The organism is Enterococcus alishanensis (assembly GCF_019218635.1).
GTDB classification, from domain to species: Bacteria; Bacillota; Bacilli; order Lactobacillales; family Enterococcaceae; genus Enterococcus_A; species Enterococcus_A alishanensis.
The window spans coordinates 498,917-520,272 of record NZ_JAHUZB010000002.1 but is presented as its reverse complement, the minus strand read 5'-3'; the positions used below and the strand labels follow the sequence as shown (position 1 = coordinate 520,272).

Genomic DNA, 21,356 nt, shown 5'->3' with positions numbered 1-21,356 from the left:
CAGAGGGGAACCTCTGTTTTTTTTATCGATTTTATGCTAAGGTTTTAAAACAAATACGTATCAGGAGAAAAAATGAAAACAGACTTAACATTAGAAATGGAAAAATCACTTTATTTTTATTGTATGGAATTAGGTGGGATTGTCGTAGAAGAAGTTACCATGCCGGAAGAACATGGTATTGTAGACACTTTAGCTTGTTTTTTTAAAGAAAACAAAATGGAATGGCGTTGCTATGAATTAAAGGTAAGTAAAGCGGACTTTATGTCAGCTGCAAAGCTTTCTTTCGTAGGAGATTATAATTATTTTGTCTTACCAACTGAGCTTTATGAAAAAGTTCAAGGGTTAATTCCTGCAGAGATTGGCGTGTTGGTTTATCGTCGCTATGATCAATTTCAAGAGGAACAGATGGCTCCGGGTACTTTTATCTTAGCCAAAAAACCACAAAAGCAGTCTTTAAAAGTGCCAGAAGATTTATTGCTAGAACGTTTTATGTTTTCATTATTTCGGGAAGTTCGCAAAGCGAAACAAATGTCTTATGGAACCAGTTTTTTCCCAACTGAAGCTTTATATAAAGAGTTGAAAAAGCGTGGACAAGAAAAGGATCATTTACACTCAGAAAACTTCCACGATCGCTTTTTTTCAGATGTTGAAAACGCGCGTATTAAAAGTTTAGAAGAAGAACTGACGGCTCTAGAACAAGATTATCAATTTTTAAAAAGCCAGAGAAAAGTTAAACGACGTCCAACAGAAAGATTGGAGTGAGAAAAATGTACTACCCTTATTTCAGGGGAAAACAGTTTGACCTGTTAGCGTTGTCTACTTTAGTTAAAGAACAACGCTGGTCTAAAAAAATTATTCCAATTATCGAACCAGTTAGAGACTCTGCCACCTTAAAAAAAACTATCGAATTATTTCAAAAGGAAAAACTACAATTATATATCATTGAAAACCCGCAAGTTGGCCGTTTTAAATTTTTTGAAGCAAAGCAACATCCGTGGCAATTAAAAGCAGATACCAGCATTTACTCAGCAGAAATTATAACTAATCAAAAACTAGATCAAACAAGCTTAGCGATTTTCAATGAACAATCTACTCGAGATCAAAATCTGTTGAATTCTAATCAGTTCGCATTATTGCCGAATCAAGGACGGTTTCGGATCTTGCCTTTTCAGAAAAAAATTATTTTAGATGATGCCTTTATTGCTAGAAAAAAAATTGAAACCTATGGAAATCATGACGATGATTTCTTTAGCGATCAACATCTGTATTATCAGACGGATGGGTTTGCTGGCTTCAGTGATTATACGATTGAAAGCAGTAGATATTTTGATAAGGGCGGACCAAGTCGAGCAATCGCCATTCATGTTACTTATTTTGATGCCTATTTAAATTTACGGGTGAAGCATTTTGTCTCTGATACTAATGATAGTACCAAAGATCAAGCTTTAAAATTTTTTGAAGCTGCTGAAAAAATGTTGGAATGGTATGATCGAAATCAAGATCAGTTACTGCTGACTTTAGGTATGACCGAATTAATTAATTATTTAAAAACTAAAAAGTTTCCAGGATTGGGAACAATAAAAAAATGGTCCTTAGCGCATCATTTGGAGTTATTAGGTGCCTATTTAAATGAAGGAAACCATTATTTGAAGGGATGGAAAAAATATGGGATACAAGGATGAAGATTTTATTTTAAGACAGGCAAAACAAATGGGAGAAGCGCTGGGAAACATTTTAGGTCAAGAAGCTGCTGACGAAATTATGATGGTGGAGGCAGAACAAGGACAAAAAAAATCCGATGAAATACTATTTCGTAAGACTGTTCCAACGGATGTTCCGGCAATTATGTTATTGATTCAAGATGCAACAGCATATTTAAAAGAGCAAGGTTCACCACAATGGCAAAATAATCAAGCACCTACTGAAGAAACAATTCAAAATGATATAAAAAATGATGTTAGTTATGTACTCTCTTTGAATCATGAAGCCGTAGGTCTGTGCGCCTTAATAGCTGAAAAAGATTCGGCCTATGAAGCAATTGATGGTGCTTGGAAAGACCTGGGCACTGATACTTATATTGCTATCCATCGTGTTGCAGTTAGTTCAAATTATCGAGGCCTGGGTTTAGGGCAAAAATTATTAGAAGAAGCAATAAAAAAAGCCCAATCATTGGGCTATCAAGATATTCGAATTGATACTTATCCTACAAACGGACCAATGCTTCATTTAATTGATAAAGTTGGTTTTACTTATCAAGGCATGATTGAATTTGATTTTATCAATGGTGAAAGAAAAGCTTTTCAATTAATTTAAAGCTTTTCTAAATTGTGCCACCATGTCAGCAACGGATTGTTCGCCGTCAATTTCAATTAATGTTTCGATTTTTTTAAGTTCAGGTAAATAAGCCAAATCTTTTTCATATAAAGCAATTCTTCTTTTAATTTCAGCTGGACTTGCTCGATGAGCTAAGCGTTGAGCTAAAGTTTCTTTGGAAATATGGATCCAGACTGGAACCATTTGTTGACCAAAATTTTTATATAGATTTAAAAAGCCTAATGGAGTAATCGGATCATAGCAATCTGAAATCTCCAGGGCTTTTTTTATGCTGGTTAAGGCAATACCATAATAGTTTTCATCATAAACATCAAATTCGGCAAATTGGTCGTCAATAACCATCTGCTTGAACTGTTTTTTTGAAACAAAATGATAATCTAAACCATCTTTTTCGGAAGAACGTGGTATTCTGGTGGTATAAGACACGATCTTTTGTTGAGAGGAAAAACTTTTTTCGGCTAAAGTAGTTTTTCCTGAGCCACTAGGTCCCATAAATAAATAGCAATAATGCATTCCTTCACTTCCTTTCTTTTAGTATAATGAAAGATGTGAGTATTTGCTAGGAAGGAATTTAAAAATGAAAAAAAATGAAAAAAACAATAAAAAAATCATGATAATAGGATTGGCTGCCATCGCTATCGGTGCTGCTGGCTTTCTAGGTTATACTACTTTCCAAGCTAGAACGGCAAAAAAGACTGGTGAAGAGACCATCACTGCCTTTACTAAGGCATTAAAAAACCAAAATTACGACCAGCTTTCTAATTACATTACAATCGATGCTAAAACGCAGAAAAACTATTCGAAAAAAGCAGTGAATGAAAAATACCAAGCTGTTTTTACAGGAATTGGTGCAAACAATGTAAAAATTTCAGACATAAAAATCAAAGGTGACGACTTTTCCTATGAATTAAGTTTTAGTACTGGATTAGGAAGTCTAAAGAATAATTACAGTGGTACTTTTTCTGATCAAAATAAAAAAATCAATTGGAAACCAGATCTAATTTTTCCGACGATGTCAGGTAAAGATACCGTCAGTTACCAAAATGATCCGGCTGTTCGTGGTGAGATTTTAGATCGTAATGATGCTCCAATTGCTGCCAATGGAACAGTATACAGATTAGGTGTGACCCCGGTTAAATTAGGTTCAGGCAGTGGGAAAAATACAGCCATTGAAGAAATTGCTACCTATACTGGTTTGACCACGGATGAAATCAATACTGCATTGGATCAAGGTTGGGTAGAGGATGATTCTTTCGTCCCATTGGCAACTGTTAACAGCCTTCCTGAAGATTTACCAGAAGAATTGGATTATCAGGAGGCAACGGGGCGAAATTATCCACTAGGTGAGGCTGCAGCACAATTAACTGGTTACGTGGGTAAAGCAACAGCAGAAGATATCGAAAAAAATAATGCTTTGGTATCAGGTTCTGTGATTGGCCGTGCCGGTTTAGAACTATCCTATGATAAACAATTGCGAGGAACTGATGGTGGTACTTTAGTAATTAACGATAAAAACGGTGATCAGAAAAAAGTTTTACAAAAGGTGAATAAAAAAGATGGGAAAAATATTAAATTAACAATTGACAGTCAGGCACAGCAAGTAGCCTATCAATCATTAGGTGGGCAACCTGGATCAAGTGTCGCAATGGCACCAAAGTCAGGTGAATTGTTAGTTCTAGCTAGCTCACCGAGTTTCGATCCCAACTTAATGACAAATGGGATCAGCCAAACTGATTATGATGCCTATAATAACGATGCCAACTTACCATTTTCAAACCGATTTTCAACTGGTTATGCGCCAGGTTCAACCTTTAAAACAATTACTGCTTCAATCGGTTTAGATGCGGGTACACTGAATCCCAGTGAAGAAATAGCGATTGATGGTTTAAAATGGCAAGGAGATAGTACTTGGGGCGGTTATCAAATTACCAGAGTTAGTGAAGTTTCACCAGTTGATTTAGAGACGGCATTGGTTTATTCAGATAATATTTATATGGCCCAACAAACATTAAAAATGGGTAGCAAAACCTTTTTAGCAGGTTTGGATAAATTTATTTTTGGCGAAAAATTAGATTTGCCTATTTCTATGAATCCAGCACAAATTTCTAATGACGGTACATTTTCTTCAGACATTTTATTAGCAGATACTGGATATGGACAAGGACAATTGTTATTAAACCCAATTCAACAAATCACAACTTATTCTGTACTTCCTAATAAGGGAACACTTGTATATCCAAAACTATTAGCTTCAAAAGAGACAAAGACTAAAAAAGCTGCTATTAAAGAAAGTTCGGCAACAACAGTTACAACTGATATGCAGGCTGTTGTGACTGATCCTAATGGAACAGCGTATATATTGAATAGCTTAGGTTTACCAATTGCCGCTAAGACAGGGACTGCTGAAATTAAAACCGAACAAGATACAAAAGGACAAGAAAATAGTTTCTTATACGCTTTCGATACCAGTAATCAAGCGTACTCTGTTTTGAATTTCTTGGAGAATGCTCAAGATGGGGATAGTGCAGTAGGTAGATCAGGAGATTTATTAACCTATCTTTCAGAAAATTATCAATAATACTTGAGCATAAGCGTTAAGATTGATACTATAACATCTGAAGGATGGTGCAAGATGAACAAGAGACAGAGAAAAAAACAAACTTATAAAAAATATATTCGGGAAATTTTTGCAGGATATGAAAAAATGATTACTGACAAGACCATTCAAGAATTGCAATTTTCCTATTTAAAAGAAACGACATTTTTAACCCGTGACGATGAAGGTGTCATTCACTTTCTTACAAAGGAAAAATAAATATGAGACCATTTTAGTGAGGAAACAGAAGCTAAAATGGTTTTTTTATTTTTAAAGAAAAAACATCCGACTTTAGTTTGAAAATTTTCTTAAATAAACCTAATCTTGCTAAATAATTACTTAAAGAAAGTCGATCTAGCTATACAGGTAATTGGCTTCATGTAAAATAGAATTATCAATATTTAGGAGGAAACATAAATTGAAATTTCATAAATATATTCTTTTAGCAAGTTTAACTATGTCCTTAGGAGCAGGTATTATTGCCACTAATCAAAAAGTAGAAGCTTCTACTACAAATAATGGCACGGTTATTGATGAACGCTGGGGTAAACCAACTTTTGTAGCAGGTGCTGGCCTCAGCAATAGTCAACTAACAGAAACAATGAATGTGTTAGGCATTACCTCAAGTGAAGTGAATCAACAAACAGCAACTGGTGCTGATTTAATTAAGTATTTAGGCTCTGGTAGTGGAGATGATAGCGTGATGCTCAGCTCTGTTGTCGTAAATCGTACCGATAGTGGCTCAGGGATTACGGTTGATATCTTAACACCAGCAAACATTACTCAAATTTCAGCAGATCAATATAAAAATCCGCTTGTAACCGCTGGGATTACTGATGCTTCAGTCAAAGTTGCTAGTGTTGTGAAAGTAACCGGAGAAAGTGCTTTGACAGGTGTTTATAAAGCTTTTGAAGCAAATGGTGAGACCATTGATACTAATCGAGCACAACTTGCACAAGATGAATTAGATACAACTTCTGATGTTTCACAAAATATTATCGATAGTGCCAATAGTTCAAATGACTCTACTTTATCAAGTAGTGAACAAGAACAAGCTGATGAAGCATACAAATCTCAATTAAATCAAACATTAGTTGAAATTAAACAAGAATTAGCTGATTTAAAAGAGCAAAATGGGTCGAATGCTTCGACTACTCAAATTACTACAATTGTAAATAATGCTATTCAAAATAATAATTTAACCCAATATATATCACAAGCTGACATTGATAAACTTGTTTCATTAGCGGAAAGATATCAAACCACTGATGGTGTGCTAGACGCAGAATCAATTGCGCAGTTGGATAAAATCAGTAGTGATTTCAAAGATAATCTTAATAAAATCACTGATAAATTAGGTAGTTTTGGTGATCAATTAAAGGGTACAATTGAAGATAATCAAGGATTTTTCACTAATTTATGGAATACGATTAAGAATTTCTTTACTAACTTAACAAATTAATCAAAATTATTGGCGTTTTCAATAACCAATTCGCTGAAAAAATGATACTATTAAACAAATGAAGAAGTTAGGAGGGTCAACATTGACTCAAAATGATAATTTACAACCCGACAGTTCTTTTGATACCGTAAAGGAATCAGCTTCAGATGTTTTAGGCGGATTAATGTCGAAAATTCAACGACTAGAAAAAGCGATGGATGAAGAAGACATGGGTGCTGTGTATCAAATCTATTGGCAAGAGTTACCTGTATCAATCCAACAATCAAGTAATGCAAACCATGAAATTGACAATTTCTTGACCAGTAAAATTGATCGTGAATTCATTAAGACTTTTCCTTTTATGATTCTACGAAAAAAAGTATCACCAGTCCTAATGGATTACCAAATCAGCTCCTACTACCATGACCGAACAGTCATTGAAATTGATGCGACGCAACCAGAAATTACTGTTTTACCTGAAATTAAACAGCAGTGGGAACAAGTTGAAACTGGTTTTTATGAGAATGAAATCAAACGTCTCCAAAATAAAGAAGATGATTTTGAAGCTAAAAAAATTCTTGCAACGACTGAAATAAAAAAATTAGAGAATTTAATTGATCAAATTAATGATGAAAAAGAAGAGCTGGAAGCCAGTAAAACCTTCCGTAATCGCAAAAAGATCGAAGAGGATTTACTTGATTTAGATGATAAATATGACGACCTGCAAGCGGAAATAAAAAAATGGCAGCCATATTTGACCAATGAAAACCATTCGGTCAATCCAACCAACGAATTAAATCAGCAAATTAAAGCTCTAATGCTGGAACAAGCGATTGCCATCAAAGAGTTACGTCTAATCAAAAAATATTTTAATGATGTCAAAAACATGGAAGAACAGCTCCAAACATTCAATCAAAACTTTTTGAAGATTGGAGGCGAATAGAATGAGCGAAGAAAAAAATAGATTCAATAAAATTTATGATTCACTAGTTGAAGAAGATCGTGTGACCATTCCAGTTGATGTTTTACAAGCGGCTGAAGAACGAGAAGCTGATTTTGAGCAAAAAAATGCTGAAGCTGACGCACTAGAGACACCTGAATTAGATGAAGCAAACGTTACTGAAACACTGTCTGAGGAAGTAATTGAAGCCGAAGAAGTGAACGAAATAGAAGAACCAGAAGAACTAGCCGAAATTAATGAAGATCTTGAGTTAATTGAAGAGGAAGAAACAACTGAATTAGAAGAAATTCCAAAAGAGCAGACATATTCATTGCCAACCTATCAAGATCTTAGACAAACGACTTATGGAGATCTGCTGAGCTTAATTGATGAAGCTGAAAGAGAATTAGCTGATTTAAAATTCCGCAAACAATTGATGGAATCAGATTTCAACGAACTAATGAGCTTCTTCAATCAAGTTTTCATTATTAAAACCTTACCAATTTCTGCAATTGCTGAAGATGCATTGTTGGAATATTTCACGTATGAATTGTTAAAACCGTTAGAAAAACATGATTTGCGTTTGTCTGATCATCAATATTCTGTTTGGGAAACCAAGCATTTTGAGTTAAGCTATCAATTGATCGATAATGAAATGATTTCATTTGAACTAATTTTACCAAGAAGTGATGATCGTTTATTGAATCAATACATTCCACTGATGGATGTTTTCCCTGGTAATCAAAAAGTGATCGTTTCTGACGAGGCCGTTTTGGAAATCTTAACAGGCTGCTTTAGTCATCATATTTTTACAAGTGGTCAAATTTCGTTCTTCAGCTTTGAAATCAATACAGTCTTAGCAAACATGAAACAATTAGGCTTTGAAATTGAAGATAATTTGTTAGACAATAGCAAACCGTTAAACTTAGACTACCAGTTACCTCATACTATTTCAGAAGAAGTATTGGATGATATTTTTATAACTGCTATGAATAACGAAAGACACGATTTCCAAAAATTAGCTGAGGATGAATACCTAGTTGCTCTAGAAAACGAACAGACTGTAACCATTAAGCAACAAGTAGAAGAGGATGCTGCAACGCTTAAAATCAATTCTGGTTACACAAATAAATCATTAATTGAGTTCTTTGGTACGTATCAATATTTAGTTGATTTAGCAATGACTCAATAAGAGGAAAGCAGTGGATGATAAGTCCGCTGCTTTTGTCATTTATTTTAGTCAAACCTTTTAAAAAGTTTAAAACTCCTATGGTATAATACCTGAGTTGACACAAAAGTATTTCATTTGTGATCCAAATAGTGTATTTTAAGTACTGTGAAAAAAAATTGGAAGAGGGTTTTAAGATATGTGTGGGATTGTCGGCTTTGTAGACCGCAGCGCAGTTACGGATAAAGAAAAAAACATCAAAGCAATGATGGATACGATTGTTCATCGAGGCCCTAATAGCTCTGGACAATTTATTGATAAAGGCGTGGCGCTAGGTTTCAGACGACTAAGTATTATTGACTTAGAAGGTGGAACTCAACCAATCTATAATGAAGATAAAACAAAAATCATTACTTTTAATGGTGAAATATATAATTACCAAAGTATTCGTGAAGACTTAATAAAAAAAGGGCACATTTTTACAACCCATAGCGATACAGAAGTGTTGTTACATGGATATGAAGAATATGGTGTAGATCTATTACAAATTATCCGCGGGATGTTTGCTTTTGTCATCTGGGATACTGAAAAACAAGAATTATTTGGTGCAAGAGATCATTTTGGTATTAAGCCGCTTTATTATACAGAAATGAATGGTACTTTCATGTACGGGTCAGAAATTAAAAGCTTTTTGAAGCATCCAAATTTTGTGAAAGAATTAAATGAAGAAGCCTTAAAACCATATTTAACTTTCCAATACTCTGCCTTAGATGAAACTTTCTTCAAAAATGTTTATCGCATTAAAGAAGGTCATTATTTTACTTACAAAGATGGTAAATTAGATATTCAAGAATACTGGGATGTCTCTGAAGGTGAAAGCAATATGAACCTTGAAGAAACAATTGACTTAATCGATAAAACCGTCGTCGAATCAGTTGAGGCACATCGAATTGCTGATGTAGAAGTCGGATCTTTCTTATCTTCAGGTGTTGACTCAAGTTATGTAACAGCCGTTTTAAGACCTGAACATTCGTATTCAATTGGCTTTGGTGACAAAACCTATAATGAATCAGTTGAAGCTAAAAAATTAACTGATTTAATTGATTTAAAAAATGTTTCTCGAGTTGTCACTGGGGAAGAAGCTTTTGAATATTTCCCATTAATTCAATATCATTTAGATGAACCGGATTCAAATCCGTCATGTGTTCCACTTTATTTTCTAACTGAATTAGCAAGTCGTGACGTACGAGTTGCGTTAAGCGGGGAAGGGGCAGATGAGCTATTTGCTGGTTATCAAGCTTATGGTGTAAATACTCGTTCTAAAACAGTGAAAGTTGTTGCTGAAGGATTGAAAAAATTACCTAAGAAAATGCGTTATTCGATCGCAAGAAGCTTGAAGGGAAAAACTTTTAAAGGTGCGCTACATTTATATACAAATTTAGCTCCGGCGGAAGAATTTTTCATTGGCCAAGCACGTGTTTTTGAAGAAAGTGAAGCAGATGATTATTTACAAACAAAATATCAAGACAGCAAATCTGTTCAAGAAATTGTGGCGCCAGTTTACGCTAAAGCACAAGACTTATCAGAAGTGAAGAAAATGCAATACTTAGATTTACATCAATGGATGCCAAAGGATATATTGCTTAAAGCTGATAAACTAGCTATGGCAAATTCCTTAGAAGTACGCGTTCCGTTGTTAGACAAAGAAATGATGAAAGTCGCTCAAAACGTGCCAACAAAATATTTAATTACACCGGAAAATACTAAATTTGCTTTCCGTCAAGCGGCCGCACGTCATTTACCCGAAGAGTGGTATAATCGTGAAAAATTAGGTTTCCCAGTACCAATTAAAGATTGGTTACGTGAAGAAAAATACTACAAACTTGTACGAGACGTTTTCCAACAAGATTTTGTAAAAGAATTTTTCGATCAAGACAAAATCATTCAACTATTAGATGACAATTATAAAGAAAAAAATAATGAACGTCGTAAAATTTGGACGATTTATACCTTTTTAACTTGGTATCAAGTTTACTTCATAAATGATGGAGAAAAACCAGTTGTTGAACAAATAGCATAGTTTAGAAAGCCTCAGATAACGAATAAATCTGAGGCTTTTTTTTAAATGATTAAAAAAAATGGCAATAATTTGTTGCACTTTATAAAAAGATATTCGCTTTTTTACTACTTAGTTTACATAATATACATTATACAAAGCTATATTTAAAACTTATCTGGTAAATCAGCAATATCCAGCCAGACTTTAATAATCTATGAATCTAGTTAATAATCTAATTACTAACTATTTCACCTTTATAAAAATCTTTCTATCCGAAGCTTACTCTAAAACGCCTTGAAGAATCAAAAGTAAGAACAAAAAAATATTCCTATTATTATCATTAATAACTATTTAAAATATGATATACTGTCCCTAATTTAACAAGAAAGAAAGGATTTTTTTATGAAATCAGACTCTTTTTCAGGGATTATTTTGGGAATTGCGCTTATTGTCTTATATTTTCATTTAGGCACATTATCACCATATATTTTCTATCTGGCAATTATAATAATTCTAGTTGCTCTTTTTACAACTTTTTACCCTATAATTAGTAAGAAAAAACGTTTTTCTCGCGCTCAATTAGAGTCAATTGACGTAATGACCGGCTATGATTTTGAAGAATACATTTCTTATCTTTTAAAGAAAAACGAGTTTCAAAACATAAAATTAACACCTAAATATGACCAAGGAATTGACATCATAGCTACAAAAAAATGGGATTAAATATGGATTTCAATGCAAGCGCTGGAAGAAAAAAGTTGGTAATAAAGCAATTCAGGAAGTTCATGCTGGAATTGGATATTATTCATTGGATATTGCCGTGGTTATAACTAACAATTATTTTACAAAACCTGCACAAGAATTAGCAAAAAGAATTAACGTTGAACTTTGGGATAGAAACACAATAACTAGAATGATAGAAAAAGTCTCATTAGAACAGTCTGCAGCTAAGTAAAAAATATTTGCCGTGTATCTTTATCATACTGGATAATTTATGATTTTTTATAAAAATTTGAACTTGGCATTTAATTGCTACATAATACCTTTTTTTACACTCTAGGATCGTTATTAGGCCTGCTGCGACGCCTCAATTAGACACGACGGAATCCGGAATCTTGTTTCTAATACCAGAACTCCGTTCGTAGCTGGACCCCTTCAGGTCGTTTATCCAACGTGCCCTTCTGAAAAAGCTAGTTTTGTTCCATATAAAAAAGTCATCAGATTAATTGATGACTTTGCTTAAACTTGATTTGTTTGCTGTCCTTTTTTGTTTTTATGCTTTGCAATAAAAAAACCAATAATCAATTGAATTAATAATATAACTAAGAAAACAACAACTAAGGCGATAATTGATAAAATTCGGCTTTCCAATGTCTGTGGCGTCCCTGTCCAGTCATTTTTTTGGGTCAAAAACCAATAAGCACCATATCCAAATAGTAGCAACCAAACAACATTTAAACACCACCAAATTTTCATCTTTCTACCCTACTTTTCAAATTTAATTGGCAAAGCATCTACATAATTATATTTTAGCATATCTTCTTAAGAAAATTTATAGATTATTTATTTTTTGCCAATCGGTTTTTAAAATGCCATATTGAAGAGCATCATAATAGTTATTTCGGTAAAAACGGACTTTAGGAATACAAGCTTCTTCGACTAATTTTAATTTTTTTGCTAATTGAGTCATGCTATGGTTTCCCGACCAAGTAGACAATCCGATGTGTTGAATATGTAGATGTAACTGAAATAAGTAAGTGATCCATAAGCGAAGACTTTTTTCTCCGATACCATGATTCCGAAATTCAAAGTCATAGACAACAATGCCCACTTCTAACCAACGCTGTAATTGCCCATCTTTCCAATAAGCAGTAACTAAACCAATGATCTTCTTATCAAAATAGATCAATCCACAATGAGGATTTTCCAACATTTTTTCTGCTAAATCAGTTTGGAAAGTTTCCCAAGTCAAGAAAAGTGGATTCGGTATATAAGGATCATCATATTTACGCCATGACAAATCAGCTGATTTGTTATATGCTAATGACCATAGTTCAAATAATTGTTTTTTTGTGATACTCTTTATTTCAATCTGATTATCAGTTAGATACATGTTTTGGCTCCTTAAAATGAATGGAGGATTTATTATGGAAGAAACTATCTTTTTTAATTTAGGAAATGCATTAGCTTCTAGCAAAGATGAGAAAGAATTGATTCGTACAGCTCAAATCGAAGAAGATCGTCGGAAAAATTTAAAAGGGAAATTAATTATAGTTCATGACGAACAAAACAATGAACATTTATTATTTAATCTTGATGACCAAGTACCTCAAGAAAAAGCAACATTTTCTTATAAAATAAAAGATCAATAATCCTTTACTACTCGATTTTATAATTCTATATTTCTTTTGCGATATTTTTATTTTAATCTTTAATAGTTAAAAAAGAAGCGCCTATTTATCCTTAGACGTTTCTTTTTTATTTTGTTTTTTTACTATTTCTAAGTCTCTGGCTTGTTTTTCTCGAGCTAAGCGTAATTCATTTCCCTTTTGTTCTTGACGAAAGATCCTTTTTTTTAGCTTTTCGACATCCGCTAATTTTTCATTTACGATTAAATCACTTTCTAAAACTGCAGCTATCCTTTGTTCATGTAACATTTGATTTATTTTTAAATTCACACGGATTGCATTATATAAATTCCCGGCTAAAACCAACAAAAAAAAATGACTGAAACTAGCTGTTCTAGTAAAAAAGCCATTTCTTAAAACAATTAAAAAATAAATGGCGAAGATAATTAAGCTAACCCATTGATAGGCATACCATTTTTTTTCTTTTGAACTCTTTTCATAGAATTTAGGTTGCGTCTCATCATATATTGATAGGTATATATTTTCTGCTGCTTCAAGAGAAGGTTGAGTTTTTTCAGCAAGTTTTCTTGCCTCGGATTTCGAATAATTTTTTTCTTTTCGATAATATCGACTCAGATGCTTAAGCTTAATCATTCGATTCCCTCCCCTTTTCTTTAATTATCTTTATGTATTTTATCATGAATTTGTCTTTTGAGCATTCTAAATTGAAAAAAGTAACGAACTATAATAGTCCGTTACTTTATTTCGATATTATTTAATATTTTTGATTGCTTCTTCAATTGGAGTGTCACCGTCACCCATCGAAATTAGTTTTTTAATTGTATTTGTTTTGTCCAATACTTCTGCTAATACACTGGCAACATTTTCGATTGAGTTTTTACTGAAACCAGTCACATTTGTTGTGATCTTACCACTACCAACCGTTTCTTCTAAACTACCAGGTTGAACGATTGTGTAATCTAAATCTGTTTGATCGATTAACCATTTATCAGAAAAGAATTTTGCCACGTAATAATCTGGAATGCTTTCTGGCCATTGTTCTGGTACTAACGAATGAAGTGCACTTAAGTGAATAAAGCGTGCTATTCCTGCTTGGTTTGCTGCTTCCATCAATTTTACCGCACCGTTTAAATCAGTTTGAAGCAAATCATTTCCTCTTGATCCTGCTACGAAATAAACAACTTCTACATCAGATAGTAGTTTAGTTAATTCAGCGACTGTTGAATGTAAATTCATATGTACTGGATGAATTTTTTCATTTTTTTCAATTTCTTCTTCTCTTCTTGCACCGGCATAAACTGTATGACCTTTATCAGCTAATTGTTTAATTAAAATTTGTCCGACACGACCTGTTGCACCTGCTACAAATATCTTCATATTAATACTGCCTCCTTGAGTTATGAAAAAAGCATAACTTTTTTTAAATAAATACACAATTAAAAAGATTTACCTTACAATTGGATGAGTTGAAAATAAACCAATTGGCTGTTTCTATCTTTTTGAGGACGCTTATAATAAATGCAAGGAGTAAATAATATGACAAAAAATATTTTAACTATTGCCGGGTCTGATACTTTAGCTGGTGGTGGTTTACAAGCAGATTTAAAAACATTTGAAGATTTTGATACTTTTGGTTTAACGGTAATTACTTGCATCGCTGTGCTGTTAGAAAATGAATTCAACATTTATGATGTAGAACCAGATTTAGTTGCAAAACAATTAAATACACTTAAAAATAACGTGGTTTTGGATACGATAAAAATTGGACTTATTCATAACTTAGAAACAATGACACTAATCAAGAAATTTTTACAAGAATCTCAAGTGCCCATTGTTTTAGACCCTGTTTTAGCTTTTAAAGAAACTGATGAGATTCACAATAATCAATACCGTGAAAAACTAATTAATGAGCTATTTCCATTGGCAACAATTGTTACACCAAACTTGAAGGAAGCTGAACTTCTAAGCCAACAATCAATTAGTAATCTAGCTGAAATGCAGCAAGCCGCCCAAAAAATTTATTCTTTTGGTCCGCAATCGGTGATTATTAAAGGTGGTGAACGATTAGCTGGAGAATTGGCCTGCGATCTATTTTTTGATGGTACGCAGTGTCAAGTTTTACAAAAAACCAAAATTAATAAAAAGACTGTCAATGGTGCTGGGTGCACTTTCGCTTCAGCGATTGCAGCTAACTTAGCTTTAGATCAATCACTACTTGATGCTGTATTAAATAGTAAAGATTTCGTATATCAAGCAATAAAACGAGGCGTCACGTTAAAAAATGGTGCTGGCAATGTTTGGCGTGGCTTAAGTTTGGAGGATATTTAATGTGAAAATTCGTAATTTGACAAGAATCGCAATGCTAGTAGCTTTAACTGTGGCATTATCATTAATTGTAATCATCCCTATTCCCGCTACCAATGGCTTTGTAACATTGTGTGAAGTTGGTATCTATTCTGCAAGTTTATTTTTGGGACCTTTGGCTGGATTTTTAGTGGGCGCTTTTTCTGGTGGTATGATTGATTTATTATCTGGTTATCCTCAGTGGATGATTTTTTCATTTGTTATCCACGGCTTACAAGGATTAACCCTGGGCTTCATTTATCGTAAATGGCCTAACTTTAAAGGAATGCTGATTGGATTCACCTTAGCTTCATTAGTAATGATTACAGGGTATGCTTTAGCGACAGCCTTACTTTATACTTGGCCGGCTGGAATTATTTCGATTCCCTCAAATTTGGTTCAAAACATTTTTGGGATTGCCGTTACTATGTTACTTTACCAAAGTCTCAACAAAGTATTTTCAAAACTACAATATCATTAGAAGGAAGTTTTTATCATGGAGAAAAAAGAATTACAAGCACAACTAACCACTATTACAGAAGATCTTCTATCAGTTGCCAACTTAAAAGCTGGACAAGTTTTTGTCTTAGGTTGTACGACTAGTGAAATAGTTGGCGGTACAATCGGAAAAAATTCCAGTCAAAAAGTTGGTCAATGGGTCATTGAAACTTTAAAAGGTATCCTGGATTCAAAAGGCATCTTTTTAGCAGTCCAAGGATGTGAGCACATCAATCGTGCATTGGTTGTTGAAAGAGAGTTAGCTGAAAAAAAAGATTGGGAAATTGTTAATGTCAAACCGGCTTTACATGCTGGAGGTGCGTGTTCAGTAGCAGCTTTTGAACAATTTACAGATCCCGTTGAGGTTGAGCATATTGTTGCTGATGCTGGGATTGATATTGGTGATACTTCTATTGGCATGCATGTTAAACATGTCCAAGTACCTGTAAGACCAAGTATTAAAGAACTTGGTGGCGCCCATGTCACAGCCCTACGCAACCGGCCAAAATATATTGGTGGACCTAGAGCAACTTATTAAGAAAAAAACAGGAAGTTAAGAGAAAAAAATCTCTTAGCTTCCTGTTTTTTTTAAATAAATCGAGCAATTAAATGCAGCAATTGTTGAGAAAGCTGATTTAAATCACTAATATCTACAAAATTACTTTCACCATATAATTCTTTAATTTGTTCTTTGTCTTCACCAATGGCACAGGCTAGAAAAAGAATCCCTTTTCGTTCATAGTCTGCCAAGACTTGTTGAATATCTTTTTTAGCCTTTTCACCAGTGTAATCAGGGAGTGCTTTTGGCTGACCATCACTGATCGAAAGTAAAACTTTTGTATCAGCTGTTTGTCGAGATAACTTTTCAGCCATTACTTTTAAGACAACACCATCGCGATTATTTTGTCGCGGCTTCATTGTCGCAACTTTTGCTGCGATAAAATCGTAACTATCGTCAAATTCTTTATAAGAATAAAGAGATGTTTTTTCTCTCTGACTAACATCTGCAGAATCACCATAAAGCATATAAGGAATTTTGACTGCTTCTGCAAATAAGCTAACGGCAATGGCAGCTAATTTTGCCTGTTCTATTCGACCATCCCGTAACATTGAGCCAGACTCATCAACTCTTACCGCTAAAGCCAAAGATGGGTTTTCGTTTGGTGGATTTTTTTTATCAAAATTACGTAAGTCACCGTAAGCAACATGACTAGCATTAAATCGAGATCCATAATATTTACCATTGCTAAATTCGTTACTTTCTTCTTTGTTCAAAATATCATTAATCACACGACTCAAGCTATCTACTTCTGGCAATACTGCTTGAGTTAATTCTTTACCTTCTTGAATTGATTCAGTAGTTATTTTAGGTCGATGAGTAATCGTTCCTTCTTTAGCATGGATGGTTTCTTTAAGAATTTCTCTAGTGGTTTTGTTCAATTCTTTTCGTTTGTTTTTATCTAATTCGGCCTGATCTGCTAATGACATTGCAGAGCCAATTTTTTCTTCCTCAGAAATAAAAGCTTCTTGACTCTTTGCCGCTTTTTGCGTTCTTTGGTCTTCTGAAAAATTTATTTTGTCATTTTGTTCTGGTTTTTTTTCTGCTACTGTTTCCTTTTCAGAAGATTCGTTTGCATCTATATTTTCTAGCTCCGTTGGCGCTACAAGATTTGCTTCCTCACTTTCAGCTGTAATATTTCGTTTCTCAGCCTCTGCTTGGCTTATTTTTCGCCCTGAAACGTGGTTCAATTTTTGTTGATTTTTAATTTGTTGTAATTGAGCAATCAAGCCGCTCGATTCTAGAGTATCCGTTAAGATAGTTAGTTCCAATTCATCAGTAGTCAACTTATATAAAACTTTCGGATAAAGACTTTCTAACGGATCTTGCCCTTGTTTCAAACTATTGATCCAATAAAAGTAAGAACGCATACCCGCCACACCTTTAACGGCATTTGCTTTTGCGGTTTCATCTAATAAGCGGATGATTTCAGCCATAACTTTTAAATAATCTTCATCGGTAAAGCCGGTCTTACTTTTTGCCCGTTCAATCATTACCCCAATTGCAGGTAAATCCATTTTTTCCGCATGCTGCACGCGGTCTCTTAAAGATTCATTTAATGGGCGATTACCTTGATAATTTCTATTGGTGGTAATCACTACGACGCAATCATCATGGCGGCTGATCATACCAGTTGGTAAATTTAACAGGCCATTACTCTCCAAAGCAGAGTTCAATGCTACTAAGACAGAAGCATCTCGAATCACTGTTGGCTCTTGAATCTCCAGCAGATAACCTTTTTCCATTGCACGAACAATTTCAGAAGGATAAAATTTATATTGCACCGGTCGAATATTTTCATCGTCAGTTAAACGCTCAATTAATTGAGCTAGACGAACCTTTGCTTGATCTTGACTAATACTGTAATGTTGCGCCACTAAACGTAAAACTTCACTTAAAGTTTCAGTCTGATAAACAGCCTCTAATAATTCATGATCTAATTCATCATCAGAACTAACCACCGGTAATAAAGCACCAAACACATCGGTTTTATCCATATCAGCAAAACAAGTGACCTTAGTATAAGGTAATTGCAAATCGGCCGATAGTGCACGTGCCAGTTGCGTCTTACCCGATCCGGCATCGCCTTCCAATAGAATATTGTTTATTTTCATTTCGGGATCATCCCAGTTTGTTTTAATTTCTTGGGCAATCCGAATTTCTTCAGCACTTGTCTGATGACTTTTTGGTTTTTGCCAAATCATTTGCTGCTCAATCTTAGAAAACCAACGATTTTTTGTGACAGAATAACTTGTATTCATAAGAGTCACTCCTTTTTTAATAACCTAATTCTTCTAATAAGCGACTCAAAGTTCGAAATCGTTCTCCGATTAACTCGCCATCTTTATTCATTGTGTCATTGAACAAAATAATATCTTCATCAATTTTGGGATTCTCTGTATCAACTTCTACCGTCATACGGCCACCTTGTAGTCCAATGATATCTACTACTGGATTTTCAGGATCATAAAACTTTTCGAAACGATAAGCATCTTGTAAATATAAACTAGAACGAGCAACTAAAATTGCCAAATCTAGAATTCTGCTAATCGGTAATTCTTCTGATTGGCGTGACCATTTTTCTCCAGTATGACGCCAAACTTTACCTGAAATATCAACTTTTCCCCGATCATTCCATTGAGCTAAGCCTAGTGTTAAGCCTTTTGCATCACTTTCCCATGCATGATGACCATCAATTTTATCGTAATCCTCAACTAAAAAAACTGGTTTGTGTTTTAAATTTGTTGGTATTTTCATCTTATTACTCCCTTACTAAACTAGTAATTTACTAAATTACTAAAATAGTACTATAAATCTAAAATTATGCAAAGAAAAAACTACTAAAAAATCTAGTAGTTTACATGCTGGAAACGCCTAAAGCAATTGCTTTTTCACCTAAATGTGTCCCAATAACTGGTCCAAAAGTGCCCACTTCAATCGTTGCTTCCGGATATTTGATTTTTAATTTTTCTAATTCTTGTTTTGCAAGATCTGGATTATTGGCATGAATCACATAAATTCGCAACTCTTCATTACTTGCTTGGCGATGGTTCTCAATAATTTCTTCCGTTCGTTGCAAAGCTTTTTTCAAAGAACGAATCTTCTCGGCTAAGACAATTTTACCATTGGTAAATGTCAGGATTGGTTTTATTTTCAGTAATCCTCCAATTATCGCTGCTCCGTTAGTTAAACGACCACCTCGAACCAAATTATTCAAATCATCAACAATAATATAAGCATTCGTTGTATCACGAATATGGTCTACTCCTGCTAGTATTTCCGGCAAAGTTTTATTTTGGTCGTTAAGCTCTAGTGCTTTTTCAACCATATAACCCATCGGTACACTCGTGATTGTTGAATCGTAAGGAATGACAGTCAAGCCATCTATTTCGTCCTTAATTGATTCTAGAATACGGACAAAACCAGAAATTCCTTCTGATAAATGAATACTGATAATCGTATCATATCCTAGATTTTTGATTTTTTTATAAATCTCGATTACTTCTCCTAAAGCTGGCTGGGAAGTTGTTGGAAATTCTTTGGTTTCATTCAATCGACGATAAAAGTCTTCATAAGTAATATCAATCCCTTCATCATAGGGTTTGCCATCAATAATCACAGGAATTGGAATAACAAATAAATTTTTATGGTCTTTAATGCGTTCACTGAGATAGGCACTGCTATCTGTCACGATCGCTAATTTCATCTAAATATCCTCACTTAATTAAAATTTTGCAATAAATAAAATATAGCATAATCTAAAGTTCATTGAAATAAGATTTTTCTTACTTTGCCAAAAAGGCTTGAACTTGTGCACTATTGGTTGCATTGTCAACATCTAGAGCGCTCCCTGCATTATCAGTATCAATATAGCTCCAAGAACCATCAACTGGTAGGGTTAAACGATCAATTCCACCTGCCATTTTTGCAAAACCAAATAAATGGGTAAAAATGTAAAAGTTACTAATATCAGTTGATAAATATCCAAAAACTTTTCCCATTGCATAAGGTGCTTTGATTAAGACCAGTGGATTCTTTATTTGGCTAGAAACAGCTGTCATTACTTGTTGCTGCCTTCTTACACGACCAAAATCGCCTTCTTCATCCATTCTAAAACGAGCATAGTTCAGTAAAGTATGACCATTCATTTGTTGCTCTCCTTGAGAAATTGGTTCATCAATATAAGAACTCATATCTTTTTCAGCATCAATCTTCACACCATTACTAAAGAGTGCATCGATTCCTTTTTCAAAAGTTTGAAAATCTACCATGGCATAATAGCGACAATTAATTCCGAAATTTTCTAACAATGTTTGGCGAACCAAATCAGCTCCGCCATAAGCATAAGCAGCATTTAATTTATTCTCACCAACACCAGGAATGCTTACGTACATGTCTCGCATAAATGATACTAGTTTCGGTTTTCCGCTACCATCTACTTGCAAAACCATCATAGAATCTGAACGACCGCTCACATTATCCCGAGTATCGCTACCTAATAATAAGATATTACTCGTTCCATCTTCTGACTTAGCACCAGCAAATTCCTGTGTCTCGATGGCTGGCATTGTAGCATCATGTTTTGCTTGGAAATTCCCAATCGCAAAAGTCACCAACGAATAGCCAATTAAAAAAATCAAAATCCTTAGAATATTTTTCTTCCAATTTCTTTTTTTGCGTGGTTGATTTGGGTCTTTGGTTTTTTTCTTCCAAGCTAACGGAAATCTTTTTTTATTTTTTTGAATAGGTTCTTGATAAGTTGATTTTTGATATTCACGTTGTTGATTTTTCTGTTTAAAGGGATTATCTAAGTTCTCTAAATAATTTAAATCAGCCGTATCTAAAAAATTATCATTTTTTGCTTCAGTTTCTGTTTTGTTGTGGAGAGTTGTTTCTTTTTCAAATTCATCAGTCGTCTTCTCACGGCGAAAAGCTTTTTTCTTACGTTCTTCTTTCCGCTGGACTTTTTCGCTTTCCTCATGAATTTTTTTATTGCGGTCCATTCGACTCATGGGTCCACCATCCTTCGCAAAATAAAAATAACAAATT

Annotated in this window: 24 protein-coding genes; 15 read left to right on the top strand and 9 right to left on the bottom strand. The window is 34.0% G+C overall.

Annotated features, from left to right (window positions below; all coding sequences use genetic code 11):
• Positions 1–72 precede the first annotated feature (72 nt).
• Genes KUA55_RS06130 through KUA55_RS06120 form a run of 3 tightly spaced genes read left to right on the top strand, consistent with a single transcriptional unit; the run spans position 73 to position 2,313 of the window.
• Positions 73–762, top strand: a complete 690-nt coding sequence (locus KUA55_RS06130) for a hypothetical protein (protein ID WP_218325299.1) — start codon at positions 73–75, stop codon at positions 760–762.
• Positions 759–1,682, top strand: a complete 924-nt coding sequence (locus KUA55_RS06125) for a sce7725 family protein (protein ID WP_425514596.1) — start codon at positions 759–761, stop codon at positions 1,680–1,682. The genes KUA55_RS06130 and KUA55_RS06125 overlap by 4 nt, the downstream gene beginning before the upstream one ends.
• Positions 1,666–2,313: a GNAT family N-acetyltransferase gene (locus tag KUA55_RS06120; protein WP_218325297.1), complete on the top strand. Its 648-nt coding sequence runs from the start codon at positions 1,666–1,668 to the stop codon at positions 2,311–2,313. Before KUA55_RS06125 ends, KUA55_RS06120 begins: the two co-directional genes overlap by 17 nt.
• Here the strand turns inward: KUA55_RS06120 and KUA55_RS06115 are convergent.
• Positions 2,305–2,847, bottom strand: a complete 543-nt coding sequence (locus KUA55_RS06115) for a guanylate kinase (RefSeq protein ID WP_218325296.1) — start codon at positions 2,845–2,847, stop codon at positions 2,305–2,307. The two genes, KUA55_RS06120 and KUA55_RS06115, sit on opposite strands and share 9 nt — an antisense overlap.
• A 64-nt stretch (positions 2,848–2,911) precedes the next feature.
• On the opposite strand from KUA55_RS06115, the gene pbp4 reads away from it, so the two are divergent.
• The 8 genes from pbp4 (at position 2,912) to KUA55_RS18490 (ending at position 11,493) form a co-directional block, all read left to right on the top strand.
• On the top strand, positions 2,912–4,912 hold the full coding sequence (pbp4, locus tag KUA55_RS06110; RefSeq protein WP_218325295.1) for a penicillin-binding protein PBP4(5): 2,001 nt from the start codon (positions 2,912–2,914) through the stop codon (positions 4,910–4,912).
• Between the two features lie 54 nt (positions 4,913–4,966).
• Complete coding sequence (locus KUA55_RS06105) at positions 4,967–5,149, top strand: hypothetical protein (protein ID WP_218325294.1); 183 nt, start codon at positions 4,967–4,969, stop codon at positions 5,147–5,149.
• Positions 5,150–5,348: 199 nt separating this feature from the next.
• Positions 5,349–6,392, top strand: a complete 1,044-nt coding sequence (locus tag KUA55_RS06100; protein WP_218325293.1) for a DUF1002 domain-containing protein — start codon at positions 5,349–5,351, stop codon at positions 6,390–6,392.
• Positions 6,393–6,474: 82 nt separating this feature from the next.
• Positions 6,475–7,314 carry a hypothetical protein gene (locus KUA55_RS06095; RefSeq protein WP_246601405.1) on the top strand — a complete coding sequence of 280 codons (840 nt, stop codon included), beginning with the start codon at positions 6,475–6,477 and terminating at the stop codon, positions 7,312–7,314.
• Between the two features lies 1 nt (position 7,315).
• Complete coding sequence (locus KUA55_RS06090) at positions 7,316–8,503, top strand: hypothetical protein (protein ID WP_246601404.1); 1,188 nt, start codon at positions 7,316–7,318, stop codon at positions 8,501–8,503.
• A gap of 175 nt (positions 8,504–8,678) precedes the next feature.
• The gene (gene asnB / locus KUA55_RS06085) at positions 8,679–10,559 is read left to right on the top strand and encodes an asparagine synthase (glutamine-hydrolyzing) (protein WP_218325291.1); all 1,881 of its coding nucleotides are present in this window, start codon (positions 8,679–8,681) and stop codon (positions 10,557–10,559) included.
• Between the two features lie 381 nt (positions 10,560–10,940).
• Positions 10,941–11,261 carry a restriction endonuclease gene (locus KUA55_RS18495; RefSeq protein ID WP_218325290.1) on the top strand — a complete coding sequence of 107 codons (321 nt, stop codon included), beginning with the start codon at positions 10,941–10,943 and terminating at the stop codon, positions 11,259–11,261.
• Entirely contained in the window at positions 11,257–11,493 is a 237-nt protein-coding gene (locus KUA55_RS18490; protein ID WP_218325451.1) for a restriction endonuclease, read from the top strand. The genes KUA55_RS18495 and KUA55_RS18490 overlap by 5 nt, the downstream gene beginning before the upstream one ends.
• A gap of 284 nt (positions 11,494–11,777) precedes the next feature.
• Here KUA55_RS18490 and KUA55_RS06070 read toward each other — a convergent pair whose 3' ends face one another.
• Both KUA55_RS06070 and KUA55_RS06065 read right to left on the bottom strand, forming a co-directional pair.
• On the bottom strand, positions 11,778–12,014 hold the full coding sequence (locus tag KUA55_RS06070) for a DUF3923 family protein (protein ID WP_218325289.1): 237 nt from the start codon (positions 12,012–12,014) through the stop codon (positions 11,778–11,780).
• A 76-nt stretch (positions 12,015–12,090) separates the two neighbouring features.
• Positions 12,091–12,651, bottom strand: a complete 561-nt coding sequence (locus KUA55_RS06065) for a GNAT family N-acetyltransferase (RefSeq protein ID WP_218325288.1) — start codon at positions 12,649–12,651, stop codon at positions 12,091–12,093.
• A gap of 34 nt (positions 12,652–12,685) precedes the next feature.
• Between KUA55_RS06065 and KUA55_RS06060 the strand changes: the two genes are divergently transcribed.
• On the top strand, positions 12,686–12,910 hold the full coding sequence (locus KUA55_RS06060) for a hypothetical protein (RefSeq protein WP_218325287.1): 225 nt from the start codon (positions 12,686–12,688) through the stop codon (positions 12,908–12,910).
• A gap of 81 nt (positions 12,911–12,991) precedes the next feature.
• On the opposite strand, the gene KUA55_RS06055 is transcribed toward KUA55_RS06060, so the two are convergent.
• Together KUA55_RS06055 and KUA55_RS06050 are read right to left on the bottom strand one after the other, a co-directional pair.
• On the bottom strand, positions 12,992–13,540 hold the full coding sequence (locus KUA55_RS06055) for a hypothetical protein (protein ID WP_218325286.1): 549 nt from the start codon (positions 13,538–13,540) through the stop codon (positions 12,992–12,994).
• Between the two features lie 117 nt (positions 13,541–13,657).
• Positions 13,658–14,284, bottom strand: coding sequence for an NAD(P)H-binding protein (locus tag KUA55_RS06050; RefSeq protein ID WP_218325285.1), 627 nt, complete (start codon positions 14,282–14,284; stop codon positions 13,658–13,660).
• Positions 14,285–14,443: 159 nt separating this feature from the next.
• Here KUA55_RS06050 and KUA55_RS06045 point away from each other — a divergent pair, with 159 nt between their 5' ends.
• From KUA55_RS06045 to KUA55_RS06035, 3 genes are read left to right on the top strand one after another with little or no spacing between them, the layout of a single operon-like run.
• Complete coding sequence (locus KUA55_RS06045; RefSeq protein WP_218325284.1) at positions 14,444–15,235, top strand: bifunctional hydroxymethylpyrimidine kinase/phosphomethylpyrimidine kinase; 792 nt, start codon at positions 14,444–14,446, stop codon at positions 15,233–15,235.
• Between the two features lies 1 nt (position 15,236).
• Complete coding sequence (locus tag KUA55_RS06040) at positions 15,237–15,731, top strand: ECF transporter S component (protein WP_218325283.1); 495 nt, start codon at positions 15,237–15,239, stop codon at positions 15,729–15,731.
• Between the two features lie 15 nt (positions 15,732–15,746).
• On the top strand, positions 15,747–16,286 hold the full coding sequence (locus tag KUA55_RS06035) for a TIGR01440 family protein (RefSeq protein ID WP_218325282.1): 540 nt from the start codon (positions 15,747–15,749) through the stop codon (positions 16,284–16,286).
• 50 nt (positions 16,287–16,336) lie between these two features.
• Here KUA55_RS06035 and KUA55_RS06030 read toward each other — a convergent pair whose 3' ends face one another.
• The 4 genes from KUA55_RS06030 to KUA55_RS06015 form a co-directional block, all read right to left on the bottom strand.
• Positions 16,337–18,568, bottom strand: a complete 2,232-nt coding sequence (locus KUA55_RS06030) for an AAA family ATPase (protein ID WP_218325281.1) — start codon at positions 18,566–18,568, stop codon at positions 16,337–16,339.
• Positions 18,569–18,584: 16 nt separating this feature from the next.
• Positions 18,585–19,064 carry a DUF6530 family protein gene (locus KUA55_RS06025; protein ID WP_218325280.1) on the bottom strand — a complete coding sequence of 160 codons (480 nt, stop codon included), beginning with the start codon at positions 19,062–19,064 and terminating at the stop codon, positions 18,585–18,587.
• A gap of 100 nt (positions 19,065–19,164) precedes the next feature.
• Entirely contained in the window at positions 19,165–20,013 is an 849-nt protein-coding gene (locus KUA55_RS06020; RefSeq protein WP_218325279.1) for a DegV family protein, read from the bottom strand.
• 79 nt (positions 20,014–20,092) lie between these two features.
• Positions 20,093–21,319 carry an LCP family protein gene (locus KUA55_RS06015; RefSeq protein WP_218325278.1) on the bottom strand — a complete coding sequence of 409 codons (1,227 nt, stop codon included), beginning with the start codon at positions 21,317–21,319 and terminating at the stop codon, positions 20,093–20,095.
• Positions 21,320–21,356: the final 37 nt, after the last annotated feature.

What these genes read in the sequence shown, in the direction of transcription:
- KUA55_RS06060 (WP_218325287.1), top strand. Translation starts at nt 12,686, where the DNA reads ATGGAAGAAACTATCTTTTTTAATTTAGGAAATGCATTAGCTTCTAGC.
- KUA55_RS06090 (WP_246601404.1), top strand. Translation starts at nt 7,316, where the DNA reads ATGAGCGAAGAAAAAAATAGATTCAATAAAATTTATGATTCACTAGTT.
- KUA55_RS06055 (WP_218325286.1), bottom strand. Translation starts at nt 13,540, where the DNA reads ATGATTAAGCTTAAGCATCTGAGTCGATATTATCGAAAAGAAAAAAAT.
- KUA55_RS06105 (WP_218325294.1), top strand. Translation starts at nt 4,967, where the DNA reads ATGAACAAGAGACAGAGAAAAAAACAAACTTATAAAAAATATATTCGG.
- KUA55_RS06065 (WP_218325288.1), bottom strand. Translation starts at nt 12,651, where the DNA reads ATGTATCTAACTGATAATCAGATTGAAATAAAGAGTATCACAAAAAAA.
- KUA55_RS06015 (WP_218325278.1), bottom strand. Translation starts at nt 21,319, where the DNA reads ATGAGTCGAATGGACCGCAATAAAAAAATTCATGAGGAAAGCGAAAAA.
- KUA55_RS06020 (WP_218325279.1), bottom strand. Translation starts at nt 20,013, where the DNA reads ATGAAATTAGCGATCGTGACAGATAGCAGTGCCTATCTCAGTGAACGC.
- KUA55_RS18495 (WP_218325290.1), top strand. Translation starts at nt 10,941, where the DNA reads ATGAAATCAGACTCTTTTTCAGGGATTATTTTGGGAATTGCGCTTATT.
- KUA55_RS06035 (WP_218325282.1), top strand. Translation starts at nt 15,747, where the DNA reads ATGGAGAAAAAAGAATTACAAGCACAACTAACCACTATTACAGAAGAT.
- KUA55_RS06115 (WP_218325296.1), bottom strand. Translation starts at nt 2,847, where the DNA reads ATGCATTATTGCTATTTATTTATGGGACCTAGTGGCTCAGGAAAAACT.
- KUA55_RS06025 (WP_218325280.1), bottom strand. Translation starts at nt 19,064, where the DNA reads ATGAAAATACCAACAAATTTAAAACACAAACCAGTTTTTTTAGTTGAG.
- pbp4 (WP_218325295.1), top strand. Translation starts at nt 2,912, where the DNA reads ATGAAAAAAAATGAAAAAAACAATAAAAAAATCATGATAATAGGATTG.
- KUA55_RS06030 (WP_218325281.1), bottom strand. Translation starts at nt 18,568, where the DNA reads ATGAATACAAGTTATTCTGTCACAAAAAATCGTTGGTTTTCTAAGATT.
- KUA55_RS06120 (WP_218325297.1), top strand. Translation starts at nt 1,666, where the DNA reads ATGGGATACAAGGATGAAGATTTTATTTTAAGACAGGCAAAACAAATG.
- KUA55_RS06130 (WP_218325299.1), top strand. Translation starts at nt 73, where the DNA reads ATGAAAACAGACTTAACATTAGAAATGGAAAAATCACTTTATTTTTAT.
- KUA55_RS06045 (WP_218325284.1), top strand. Translation starts at nt 14,444, where the DNA reads ATGACAAAAAATATTTTAACTATTGCCGGGTCTGATACTTTAGCTGGT.
- KUA55_RS06070 (WP_218325289.1), bottom strand. Translation starts at nt 12,014, where the DNA reads ATGAAAATTTGGTGGTGTTTAAATGTTGTTTGGTTGCTACTATTTGGA.
- asnB (WP_218325291.1), top strand. Translation starts at nt 8,679, where the DNA reads ATGTGTGGGATTGTCGGCTTTGTAGACCGCAGCGCAGTTACGGATAAA.
- KUA55_RS06050 (WP_218325285.1), bottom strand. Translation starts at nt 14,284, where the DNA reads ATGAAGATATTTGTAGCAGGTGCAACAGGTCGTGTCGGACAAATTTTA.